The following is an 11580-nucleotide window of genomic DNA, read 5'->3' on the forward strand; positions in this document are numbered from 1 at the left end:
GCAGGCCGCGAGGGCGAGCGTCACGACGGCGCCCGGCGGCACCGCGCCGAGGTCCGCCTCGCCGAGCGTGGTGTCCTGCCCGTCGCGGCGGTGCACGGCGACGACGCGCGGCGCGTCACCGCCGGTGACGTCGAGGCGCACGTGGTCCTCCTCGGACTGGCGCACGACGAGCCCGACGCTCTCGCCGGCGGGCAGGCCGGCGCGCACCTGGGCGCGCACGTCGGCGTCCCGGTGCTGCAGCCGCACGCCGAGGAACGCCGCGACCTCGGTGCCGGCGAGCGTCGCGGGCCGCACCGGCAGGTCCCATCCGTCGCCGCGGGGCGTCGCGACCTCGGAGGGCAGCGCGCGCACCGACGTCCACCGCGGGTCGCCCGGGGGCACGACGCCGGACGCGACGCCCTGCGCGGGTCCCGGCACCGCGTCGTCGGGCGCGAACGGGACGTCCACCTCGTCCGGGACCCGGCCGGTGCCGGGCGCGAAGACCGGCCAGCCGTCCTCCCACGCCACCGGCACGAGGAACGTCTCCCGCCCGAGCGGGTAGTGGTAGCCGCCGTAGGGCCGCATGCCGAGCACCACGGCCCACCACGACCCGTCGGGCGCCTCGACGAGGTCGGCGTGGCCGACCCCGACCACGTCCGCCCCCCGCCCGAGGTGACGGTGCGTGAGGACCGGGTTGCCCTTGCACCCCTCGTACGGGCCGGTCACCGACGACGCGCGGGCGACCGACACCGCGTGGTGGATCTCGGTCCCGCCCTCCGCGGCGAGCAGGAGGTACGTGTCGCCGACGCGGTACAGGTGCGGCCCCTCGGCCCAGACCGCGCCCCGCACGGCGCCCGTCCACACGACGTGCTCCGGGCCGACGAGGCGCATCGACGCGCGGTCCAGCTCGCGCACCCAGACCTCCGTCTGGTGGTACCACTCCGGGTCGCTGCGCAGCCGCGTCCCGTGCAGCCACACGCGCCCGTCGGCGTCGAAGAACAGCGACGGGTCGATGCCGGGCGTGCCGTCCGGCCCCCGGGTGTCGAGCCACACCGGGTCCGACCACGGGCCGGCCGGGTCGGTCGCCGTCATGACGAAGTCGCCGCCGGGGGCGCCGTCGCGCTGCCCGACGAGCGTGCACACGAGCCAGAAGACGCCGTCGTGGTGGCGCAGCGTCGGTGCGTAGAGGCCGCCGGACGACCGGATGCCGTCGTAGTCGAGCTGCCCGGGGCGGTCCACGACGTGGCCGACCTGCTCCCACCGCACGAGGTCGCGGCTGCGGAACACCGGCAGGCCGGGCAGGTACTCGAAGGTCGACGTGACGAGGTAGAAGTCGTCGCCGACGCGGCACACGCTCGGGTCCGGGTAGCAGCCCGGGAGGACCGGGTTGCGCGCGACCGTCACGCCGCGCCCGCCGGCCCGACCGCGACCTCGACGATCCGCGCGTCCGCCGCGCCGACCTCGTGCACCCCGCCCGTGAGCGAGACGACGGCGCGCCGCGTCGTCGCGCCCGGCAGGGCACGCCGCACGGTGGCGCCCTGCGCGACGATCGCCCCGCCGGTGAGGTCGTCGATCGGCCCCGGGGCGCTCACGCCCGCGTGCGCCGCGACCCACACCTCGACGTCGCCCGGCTCGACGACCCGCACGAGGCGCCGGTCGCTGAAGGCGAGCCGCGTCGTCGGGACGCGGAAGCGCACGCGCCGGGACTCCCCCGGCGCGAGCTCGACGCGCGCGTACCCGAGGAGCTGGACGACCGGGCGCGGGACCGAGCCGAGGACGTCGCGGCCGTAGAGCTGGACCACCTCGGTCCCGGCGACGTCGCCGGTGTTCGTCACGGTGACGGCTGCCGTGAAGGACCCGTCTGTCGGCGCGGTCGCGTCGACCTCGAGGTCCGCGTACGCGAACGTCGTGTACGACAGGCCGAACCCGAACGGCCGCACGGGCGTCGGGTCGGTCGACGTGACGTCCGACGGCCCGCCGAGCACCGGGTGCAGGTACGTGTACGGCTGCGCGCCCGCCGCGCGCGGCAGCGAGACGGGCAGGCGCCCGGACGGCGTGGCCGCGCCGGTGAGGACGTCGGCGAGCGCGCCCGCGCCCTCCTCGCCGGGGAAGAACGCCTGGACGACCGCGGCCGGGCGCGCGCCGTCGCCGTCGAGCGCCCAGCCGATCGCGTACGGGCGGCCGGTGAGGAGCACGAGCACGACGGGCGTGCCCGTCGCGACGAGCTCGGCCACGAGCGCGCGCTGCACGCCGGGCAGCTCGAGCGACTCGACGTCGTTGCCCTCCCCCACCGTCCCGCGCCCGAACAGCCCTGCGTCGTCGCCGACGCACACGACCGCGACGTCGGCGCCGCGCACGACGTCGACCGCCTCCGCGAAACCGTTCGTGTCGTCGCCCTCGACCGCGCACCCGGGCGCGTGGACGACCTCCGTGCCCGGCAGCGCGTCGCGCAGCGCGTCGACGACGGTCGGGATCGCGATGCCGGTCGGTGTACCCGGGTGGTGGGCCAGCACGTGGTTGACGAACGAGTAGCACCCGAGCAGCGCCTCGGCGCGGTCGGCATTGGGCCCGACGACGGCCACGCGCGACAGGGCGCTCGGGGAGGCCGTGCCGCCCCGGCCCAGCGGGAGCACACCGTCGTTCGCGAGCAGCACGAGCGACTCCTGCGCGAGGCGGCGCGCGGTCGCGCGGTGGGCCGGCGGGTCCAGGTCGACCTGCGCCGGCGCCTCGCGGGCGAAGGCGTCCGGGTCGAGCAGGCCGAGCTCCTCCTTCTGGGCGAGGACGCGGAGCACGGCGCCGTCGACGAGCCCCTCGTCCACGAGCCCTGCGCGCACCCGCTCGGCGAGCGGCTCGAGGTACGCGTCGCCGGTCGGCAGCTCGACGTCGATCCCCGCCGCGAGCGCGAGCGCCGCCGCCTCGCCGCGGTCCGCCGCGACGCGGTGCATGACCTCGAGGAACGCGACCGCGAAGTAGTCGGCGACCACGACGCCGTCGAAGCCCCACCGCCCGCGCAGCAGGTCCGTGAGCAGCTCGCGGCTCGAGGCGACGGGGACGCCGTCGATCTCGGCGTAGGAGTTCATGACCGACCGGGCACCGCCGTCGCGCACGGCCATCTCGAACGGCGGGAGAAAGACGTCGGCCAGCTCGCGCGGGCCGGCGCTCACCGGCGCGTGGTTGCGGCCGCCGCGCGAGGCCGAGTAGCCGACGAAGTGCTTGAGCGTCGCGTGCACGCCCGCGCCCTGGATGCCGCGGACGTACGCCGTGCCGACCGTGCCGACGAGGTACGGGTCCTCGCCCACGCACTCGTCGACCCGTCCCCAGCGGGGGTCGCGCACGACGTCGAGCACGGGCGCGAGCGCCTGGTGGACGCCCAGCGCACGCATCGAGGCGCCCACCTGCGCGGCCATCTCCTCGACGAGCTCCGGGTCGAACGACGCGCCCCACGCGAGCGGCGTCGGGTACGTCGCCGCCTGCCACGCCGCGAGGCCGGTGAGCGCCTCCTCGTGGACGATCGCGGGGATGCCGAGCCGCGTCTCGCGCACGAGGCGCCGCTGCTCCGCCCACAGCCATGCGGCCCGCTCGGCCGGGTCCACGGGTCGCGTGCCGTAGACGCGCGTGTAGTGGCCGATGCCGTGCTGCGTGATCTCGGCGAGCCGCCCCGGGTCCTTCTGGCCCACGGTCATCTCCGACTGCATCGGGGCGACCGTGCCGTTCTGGTCGATCCAGTAGCCGACGAGCTGGGCGAGCTTCTCCTCGAGCGTCATGCGTGCGTGCAGCGCGCGGACGCGCTCGGAGACGGCGGGGGCCGGGGCGGCCGCGGGGGCCGGGGGCGCCGTGGGGGCGGCGGGGACGACGTCGGTCACGGGACCGGTTCTCCTTCGGTGGTGCGGTGGTGCGATGGGGCGGTGTCAGCCCTTGACGGCGCCCTGGAGGCCGCTGACGATGCGCTTCTCGAGCGCGAGGAAGAACACGAGCGCCGGGATCATCGCGAGCGACGTGAACGCGAGGACGCCCGCGGTGTCCGAGGCGTGCTCGGTCGAGAAGTCGGCGACGCCGAGCGGCAGGGTCTTGGCCGCCGGGTCGTTGAGGACGAGCAGCGGCAGGAGGTAGGCGTTCCACGACGCGACGAACGCGAGAACGCCGACGGTGACCATGCCGGGCCCGGACAGCGGGAGGAGGATCCGCCAGAAGAAGCCGATGCGGGAGGTGCCGTCGAGCAGCGCCGCCTCCTCGAGCTCCTTGGGCAGCGCCATGAGGAACGGCCGCAGGATGACGATCGTCATGGGCAGCGCGAACGCCGCCTGCGGCAGGGCCACGCCCCAGAACGTGTTGTTGAGCTGCAGGTCCCGGACCATGAGGAACAGCGGGATGATCGCGACCGTCAGCGGGAACAGCAGCCCGAGCGTGAACACGAGGAACAGCGCCTCCCGGCCGCGGAAGCGGTAGCGGGCCAGCGGGTAGGCGGCCATGACGCCGAAGACGGTGACCACGAGCGTCGTCACGAGCGCCACGACCGTCGAGTTCAGCGCGTACCGCCAGAAGCTCTCGGACCCGAGCACGGTCGTGTAGTTGCTCAGCACCCACGGGTCCGGGAGGCTCACGGGCTCCGACGCCAGCTGCGCGTTCGTGCGGAAGCCGCCGAGGATCGCGTAGACGACCGGGCCGAGCGTCACCGCGACGACGACGAGCGCGATCGCGTAGACGAGCGGGTTGCCGCCCGAGAAGGCGTTCGCCCGCCGGCGGTGCCGGGGCCGCTCGCCGCCGGACGTCGGCGCCGCGCCCGCCGGGGGCGCGAGGACGGGGGCGGTCATGACGTGGCCTCCTTGGTGTCGCGGCGCAGGACGAACACCTGGTAGAGCGCGGCGAGGACGAACGAGATGGCGAACAGCAGCACCGCCACGGCGGACGCGTAGCCGTAGAGGCTGCGGTCGGTGCCCTGGTTGATGAGGTACGTCGCCATGGTCACGGTGGAGTTCGCGGGGCCGCCCTGGGTGAGGATCCACACCATGTCGAACAGCTGCAGCGAGCCGATCATCGACAGGAAGCCCCACGTGCGGATGGTCGGGCCGAGCAGCGGGATCGTGATCCGGCGCTGCACCTGCCACCACGACGCGCCGTCGAGCTGCGCGGCCTCGTAGAGCTCCTCGGGCACGCCCTGCAGCCCGGCGAGGAAGAGGATCACCGCGAGGCCGAGGTACTTCCACGTGAGCACGACGAGCACCGTGTACAGCGCGACGTCCGGGTCGCCGAGCCACAGCTGCGTGACGTTCCCGAGGCCCGCGGCCTCGAGGAGCGCGTCGACCGGGCCGCGCGGCTGCAGGAGCATGAACCACACGACGCCCGCGACGACCTCCGCGAGCACGTACGGCACGAAGATGACGACACGCAGGAACGTGCGTCCCCACATCTCCCGGTTCAGCAGGAGCGCGATGCCCAGACCGAGCGGGAGCTGGACGACGATCGACAGCACGACGATCGTGAGGTTGTGCTGCACGGCGCTCGTGAACACCTCGTCGCCGAGGGCGCGCACGTAGTTCTGGAACCCGACGAAGTCGTCCATCGGTCCGAGGCCGTTCCAGTCGTACAGCGAGTAGCGCCCCGCCTGCACGACCGGCACGACGACGAACACCGCGAACAGCGCGAGCGCCGGGGTGACGAAGAACAGGATCTCGAGCCGCTTGCGCCACGCCGGGCTCACGCCGCGGCGCCCGCCCGGGGCCCGTCCCGCCGCCGGCTGCGCGGGAGCGCGCTCGGCGGCGGGACGGACGGCGGTGCCGGGCGTGGCAGCGGCCGCGTCGGCACCCCGGAGGGTGCGCGCGTCGTCTGCCACGCTCATCACGCGGTGCCGGCCGCGGACTGGATCGCGTCGACGACGTCCTGCGGCGACGCCTCGCCCGCGAACATGAGCGCGATCTCGTCGTTCATCGCGCCGCCGACGTTCTCGCCGAACGCCGTGTCGAAGTAGAGCTGGACGTACGGCGCCTCGTCACGGACCGTGAGCAGGTCGGCGAGCGCGGGGTCGGCGACGGAGCCGCCCGCGGCGGGGTTGGTGGGCAGGCCCATCGAGTTCTCGGCGAAGCCCGTCTGGACCTCGTCGGAGAGCAGGTACTCGATGAAGTCGACGCACTCCGGGGGCGCGTCCGCCGCGCACGCCCACGCGTCGCCGCCACCCAGGGCCGCGGCGGGGTCGCCGTCGCCGCCGTCGACGGCGGGGAACGCGAACCAGCCCGTGTTCTCGCCCAGGCCCTCGCCGTCCTCGGTGAGCCCCTGCATCACGCCGGGCTCCCAGTGGCCCGCGAGCTCCATGGCGACCTGGCCGGTCGCGAGGAGCCCGGACGCGCTCGTCGGGCCGGACTGCGCCGGCGTGGCGAGGAAGCCCGCGTTGAAGGGCTCGGTGGCGATGAATGCCTCGAGGTCCTCGCCCGCGCGCAGGAAGCACTCGTCGGAGAAGTCGAGCGAGGTGACCGCGTCGGTCAGGACGTCCTGCGAGCAGTGGCGCAGACCGTAGTAGTACCAGTAGTGCGCGGCGGGCCACTTGTCGCCCGCGCCCACGGAGATCGGCTCGATGCCCGCGTCCTTGAGCGCCTGCACCGCCTCGTCGAGCTCGGCCTGCGTCGTCGGCGGCTCGGTGATCCCCGCCTGCTCGAACAGCGCGGTGTTGTACCAGAACCCGACGACCCCGACGCTGAACGGCAGCGCGTACGTCCGGTCCTCGACCTGCCAGCCCGCGACCGAGCCGCCCAGCTTCTCGATCGTGTCGGCGGCCTCCTCGGAGAGATCCATCGTGAGGCCGGCCTCGACGTGGTCGGCGAGCTCGCCGCCGCCGCGCTCCATGTAGACGTCGGGGGTGTCCCCGGTCTGGAACGCCGCGTCGAGCTTCGTGAGCATGTCCTCGTGCTGCATGGCCTGGACGTCGATCGTGACGCCGGGGTTCGCGGCCTCGAAATCCGCCGCGACCTGCTCGTAGAAGCCCTTGCCGGGCTCGTTGTTGGAGTTGTGCCACCACGTGAGGGTGACGTCGCCGTCGCCCTCCGCCTCGCCACCTCCGGAACCGCTGCCGCACGCCCCGGCCAGCAGGGCGACTGTCGCACCGAGCGCGAGCACGGAGGCCGCGCGCCTGTTCCTCGTCATCGGGGATCTCCTCGGTCGTCGTTGACGGATCACCGCGAGTCTTGCGCGCGGCGAGATACCGTGTCAATCGTTGTCGATAACGGTTTCGACACGCTCGACGGCTCGCGGCTCCCTCTGCCGGGCGCGGCGCGGAGCAGACGCTAGGGTCTGCTCCATGCGACCCACCGGGAGAGTGACCATCGGCGACGTCGCGCGCAGCGCGGGCGTCTCCGTGGCCACCGTCTCGAAGGTCATCAACGACCGGTACGGGGTCGCGCCCGAGACCTCGGCCCGCGTCCACGAGGTCATCGCGGAGCTCGGCTACGAGTCCTCGATCGTCGCGCGCAGCCTGCGCAGCCGGCGCACCAACGTCATCGGCATCCTCGTCGCGGAGTTCGAGCCGTTCTCCACGGAGCTGCTCAAGGGCATCTCCGAGGCCGTGGAGGACACGGGCTACGAGCTGCTCGCCTACTCCGGCGGGCTGCGACGCGACGACCGCGTCGGCTGGGAGCAGCGCTACCTCTCGCGGCTCGCCGGCACGCTCATCGACGGCGCGATCCTCGTGACGCCGACGGTCGTCGCGCCGGGCGGCTCGATCCCCGTCGTCGCGGTCGACCCGCACCGCGGCCCGTCCGGCCCCCCGACGGTCGACTCCGACAACGTCGCCGGCGCGCGTGCCGCGACCGAGCACCTCATCGGGCTCGGGCACCGGCGCATCGGGTTCCTCGGCGGGCGCCCCGACCTCGAGTCCGCGCGCCTGCGCGAGCAGGGCTACCGCGAGGCACTGGGCGCCGCGGGGATCGCCGTCGACCCGGACCTCCTGCGCGTCGGCGGCTACCGCCCCGACCTCGCGGACCTCCCCGCGCACGAGCTCCTGTCGCTGCCCGACCGGCCGACCGCCGTCTTCGCGGCCAACGACCTCTCCGCCATCCGCACGATGGAGGTCGCGCGCGAGCTCGGCCTGCGCGTGCCCGACGACGTCTCGGTCGTCGGGTTCGACAACGTGCCGGAGTCCGCGCTCACCGATCCGCCGCTGACGACCGTCAGCCAGCCGATCCACCGGATGGGCGCGGAGGCGCTGCGCATGGTGGTCGACCTCGTCGAGGGCCGCCCGCGCGACGCGCACCTGCGGCTGCCCACGAGCCTCGTCGTGCGCGGGAGCACCCGCCCGCTCTGACCGCACCGCCAACCACCACGGGACCGGCGCGCGAGCACCACGGAACCGTCACGGTTTCCCCGGGTCTCGCACCCGTGCGTCGGAATCCTCAGGCCCCGCCGGACGTTATGTCATGCAGATCCTGACTACCCGACCGAGGAGGTCACATGGTCCAGGCTGCCCGAGGAACCCGCCGCCGCGTCGCACGCCGCGTGCAGGTCGAGAACGACTTCGGCGAGATCCTCCACTACGTCCGTCACACCGGCGGCGGCCTCGTGTCGCCGCGCGCCGACGTACCCGACGACGTCCCCGTCGGCGAGGGCACCTACGTCGAGGCCGGTGCGCGCGTCGAGCCCGGCTGCCGCGTCGGCGCCGGGAGCTGGCTCGACGAGGACGTCACCCTCGGCCGCGACGTGCGCGTCGGCGACAACGTGCGCGTCGGCCCCGGCACCACCGTCGGCGACCGCGCGCACGTGGGCAGCGGCGCGCGCGTCGGCGGCCGCGTCGTCGTCGAGGCGGACGTCCACCTGCTGCCGGATACCGTCGTCGCCGACGACGCGGTCGTGCGTCGCCGGGCGGGGAGCCGCAGCGGCTACGACGTCGCGGCGTAGCCCCTCCCCCGCCCCTCGCACCTCGTCGTGGGCACGCGGACTGCGTAGCATCACGCCGCGTGACCCACCATCTTCCCGGCCCTCCCGGGCCGCCCCGCCCGCACGCCCCCGGCCGGCCCGGCCAGCCTGCCCTCGGCCCCGCGCCCCTCGACCCGCGCGCGGTGCTCGACGGGCGGCTGCCGGGCAAGGCCCCGGTCGCGGCCATCGTCACGATCGCCGTCGCGAGCGTGTGCCTCCTGCTCGGCCTCGTGCCGCTCGCGCTGCTCGACGGCGCGTCGTTCGGCGTCGGGCTCATGCTCGCGCTCGTGCCGCTCGGCGTCTGGCTGCCCGCGGTGCTGTGGCTCGACCGGCTCGAGCCGGAGCCGCCGAGCGCGCTCGTCGTCGCGTTCCTGTGGGGCGCGGGCATCGCCACGCTCGTGGCCGGGCTGGTGAACACGCTCGGCCTCGAGCTCCTCGCCGCGCCGCTGCTCGGCGCGCAGGCCGGCTGGTACGCGGTCGCGACCGTCGTCGCGCCCGTCGTCGAGGAGGTCCTCAAGGGCGGGATCCTGTTCGGGATGCTGTGGTTCCGCCGGCACGAGATCGACGGCTGGACCGACGGCGTCATCTACGCGGCGGTCGTCGCGCTCGGGTTCGCCGCCGTCGAGAACGTCTCGTACTTCATCACCGCCGCGCAGACGGGCGCCCTGGGCCCGACGTTCGTCCTGCGCGCGGTCGTGTCCCCGCTCCTGCACCCGCTGTGCACCGCGCTGACCGGGCTCGGCGTGGCGAGCGCGGCCATGACGGCGCGCGGTCCGCGCCGCGTGCTCGCCCCGCTCGGCGGGCTCGTCGCCGCGATCGCGCTGCACGCGCTGTGGAACGGGTCCACCGGGTTCGGCCCGGTCGGCCTCGGCGTCGCCTACCTCGCCGGGTTCGGCGTCCTCGTCACGCTCGTCGTCGTGCTCGTCAAGGACCGAAAGCGGATGGTCACGACCATCGCCCGGCACCTGGCGCCCTACCAGCCGACCGGGCTCGTCGCGCCGCCCGACCTCGCGATGCTCTCGACCCTGGGCGCGCGCCGGAAGGCACGCGAGTGGGCGCGCCGGACCGGGGGCGCGGGCGCGGCCCGGGCGATGCGCGACTACCAGCAGGCCGCGACCGAGCTCGCGCTGCTGCACGACCGCGTGGCGCGCGGCGTCGTCGAGCCCTGGCGCGTCGAGGGGCAGCGCCGCGCCCTGCTCACGCTCATGGGGGTCACGCGGCGCGCGTTCCTCGCGCGCGTGCCCGCGGCGCCGGGCGGTCCCGGGGGCGCGCACGGTCTCGTGCCGGCGCACCCCGCCCCGCACGCCCGCCCGCCGGGCACCTGGTAGGCGGGCCTCCTACGGCACCGGGACGACGTCGAGCGCGTCCGGTCCCAGCACCGGGAAGTTGTCGCGGAACAGGTTCCCCGGGTCGACGCGCCTCTTGAGCTCGCGCAGGCGGTCGAGCGTCGCGGGCGGGAACGCGTCCTCGACCCGCTCCGGCCGCCGGTCCGTGTCGAAGCTCAGGTAGGAGCCGACGAACAGGTCGGCGAGCGCGTCCCAGCGGGCGTCGAGCCGCGCATGGCTCGCGCCCATCGCGGCGACCGAGAAGTTCGCCGACCGGTGCGCGTACGCCGTCGCGTCGGCCGGCACGTCCGACGCCGCCCCTCCGGTCGAGCGGATCTGGAAGAAGTACGTGTCGCCGCGCAGCACGAGCCCCGCGAGCCGGGAGGCCGCGGCCGGCGTGAGGTGCTCCAGAAGGCCCGAGCGGGCCACGGGCTCCCCCTCGCCGCCGTGCGGACCCCGCGGCGGGGACTGCACGACGGCGTCGTAGGGCACGACCTGCGCCGTCGCCTGCTGGAGCAGCGGGGCGAACGCCGCGAACGGCTGCAGGCGCTCGAGCACGACGTCCGGGTCGTCGGAGTCGACCATCGTCATCGTCTGCGCGACGACGGGCTGCCCGGGGCGCGGGCGGCCCATGAGGAGGAAGCTCGTCGTGTCGCGCGGCGTCGCCTCGACCGTCGCGCCCCAGCGCACGAGGAAGTCCGCCGTGTCCGTCGCGTCGTGCACCATCTGCGCGAACCCGACCGCCGGGACCTCGGCGGCGACGAGCTCGAACGACGTCACGACCCCGAGGTTCGCCCCCGCGCCCCGCACGCCCCAGAACAGCTCGGCGTTCTCCGTGTCGCTCGCGCGGACGACGGACCCGTCGGCGAGCACCATCTCGACCGCCCGCACGTGGTCGATCGTCAGCCCGTGCGCGCGCCCGAGCCAGCCGATGCCGCCCGCGGTCGCCAGGCCGCCGACGCCGACGCCCCCGGAGTCGCCGGACGTGATCGCCCAGCCGCGCGGCGCGAGCGCCGCGGCGACGTCGCCCCAGCGTGCTCCCGGGCCCAGGCGCACGAGGCGCTCGCGCTCGTCGAGCACCTCGATCGCGTCCAGGGCACCCAGGTCGACGACGATCCCGCCGTCGTTCGTGGAGCGCCCGCTGATGCCGTGGCCACCGGAGCGGACCGAGAGCGGGACGCGCCGCGTCACCTCCTGGGCGCGCGCGAACGCGAGCGCCTCGACGACCTCCGCCGTGTCGCGCGGGCGCAGGACGAGGCCGGGCGTGCCGCCGCGCAGGTACGTCGACCGGACGGCGACGTGCGCGGCGTCGCCCGGCTCGACGGCCCGCTCCGCGAGGGACGGCGGGACGGCGTCGTAGTCGATGCCGGCGCGACGGCGC

General features: G+C 75.0%; 9 protein-coding genes. 3 read left to right on the forward strand and 6 right to left on the reverse strand.

Features of this window, described 5'->3' with window-relative positions; translation table 11 throughout:
- The 5 genes from JZ5iCDA_RS11870 to JZ5iCDA_RS11890 all read right to left on the reverse strand — a co-directional run.
- Positions 1-1383: glycoside hydrolase family 43 protein (locus JZ5iCDA_RS11870; protein ID WP_069387366.1), on the reverse strand; the 1383-nt coding region annotated here is incomplete at its 3' end.
- Positions 1380-3842, reverse strand: coding sequence for a glycoside hydrolase family 3 N-terminal domain-containing protein (locus JZ5iCDA_RS11875; RefSeq protein WP_069387367.1), 2463 nt, complete (start codon positions 3840-3842; stop codon positions 1380-1382). The genes JZ5iCDA_RS11875 and JZ5iCDA_RS11870, both read right to left, overlap by 4 nt.
- Positions 3843-3887: 45 nt before the next feature.
- A complete protein-coding gene (locus JZ5iCDA_RS11880; RefSeq protein WP_069387368.1) occupies positions 3888-4790 on the reverse strand; it encodes a carbohydrate ABC transporter permease in 903 nt (300 codons plus the stop codon).
- Positions 4787-5809 (reverse strand): carbohydrate ABC transporter permease, encoded by a 1023-nt coding sequence (locus JZ5iCDA_RS11885; RefSeq protein ID WP_436967403.1) that lies wholly within the window; start codon positions 5807-5809, stop codon positions 4787-4789. The genes JZ5iCDA_RS11880 and JZ5iCDA_RS11885 overlap by 4 nt, the downstream gene beginning before the upstream one ends.
- A gap of 5 nt (positions 5810-5814) precedes the next feature.
- Entirely contained in the window at positions 5815-7110 is a 1296-nt protein-coding gene (locus JZ5iCDA_RS11890) for an ABC transporter substrate-binding protein (RefSeq protein ID WP_069387369.1), read from the reverse strand.
- A gap of 154 nt (positions 7111-7264) precedes the next feature.
- Here JZ5iCDA_RS11890 and JZ5iCDA_RS11895 point away from each other — a divergent pair, with 154 nt between their 5' ends.
- The 3 genes from JZ5iCDA_RS11895 (at position 7265) to JZ5iCDA_RS11905 (ending at position 10202) form a co-directional block, all read left to right on the forward strand.
- Positions 7265-8266 (forward strand): LacI family DNA-binding transcriptional regulator, encoded by a 1002-nt coding sequence (locus JZ5iCDA_RS11895; protein ID WP_069387370.1) that lies wholly within the window; start codon positions 7265-7267, stop codon positions 8264-8266.
- A gap of 146 nt (positions 8267-8412) precedes the next feature.
- Positions 8413-8856 carry a DapH/DapD/GlmU-related protein gene (locus tag JZ5iCDA_RS11900; protein WP_069387371.1) on the forward strand — a complete coding sequence of 148 codons (444 nt, stop codon included), beginning with the start codon at positions 8413-8415 and terminating at the stop codon, positions 8854-8856.
- Positions 8857-8915: 59 nt separating this feature from the next.
- The gene (locus tag JZ5iCDA_RS11905) at positions 8916-10202 is read left to right on the forward strand and encodes a PrsW family intramembrane metalloprotease (protein WP_253182062.1); all 1287 of its coding nucleotides are present in this window, start codon (positions 8916-8918) and stop codon (positions 10200-10202) included.
- A gap of 9 nt (positions 10203-10211) precedes the next feature.
- Here JZ5iCDA_RS11905 and JZ5iCDA_RS11910 read toward each other — a convergent pair.
- On the reverse strand, positions 10212-11580 hold a 1369-nt coding region (locus JZ5iCDA_RS11910; RefSeq protein WP_139123088.1), incomplete at its 5' end, for an FAD-binding oxidoreductase.

It is taken from the genome of Cellulosimicrobium cellulans (genome assembly GCF_001722485.1).
Classification (GTDB): Bacteria; Actinomycetota; Actinomycetes; order Actinomycetales; family Cellulomonadaceae; genus Cellulosimicrobium; species Cellulosimicrobium cellulans_A.

What these genes read in the sequence shown, in the direction of transcription:
- JZ5iCDA_RS11880 (WP_069387368.1), bottom strand. Translation starts at nt 4,790, where the DNA reads ATGACCGCCCCCGTCCTCGCGCCCCCGGCGGGCGCGGCGCCGACGTCC.
- JZ5iCDA_RS11890 (WP_069387369.1), bottom strand. Translation starts at nt 7,110, where the DNA reads ATGACGAGGAACAGGCGCGCGGCCTCCGTGCTCGCGCTCGGTGCGACA.
- JZ5iCDA_RS11895 (WP_069387370.1), top strand. Translation starts at nt 7,265, where the DNA reads ATGCGACCCACCGGGAGAGTGACCATCGGCGACGTCGCGCGCAGCGCG.
- JZ5iCDA_RS11900 (WP_069387371.1), top strand. Translation starts at nt 8,413, where the DNA reads ATGGTCCAGGCTGCCCGAGGAACCCGCCGCCGCGTCGCACGCCGCGTG.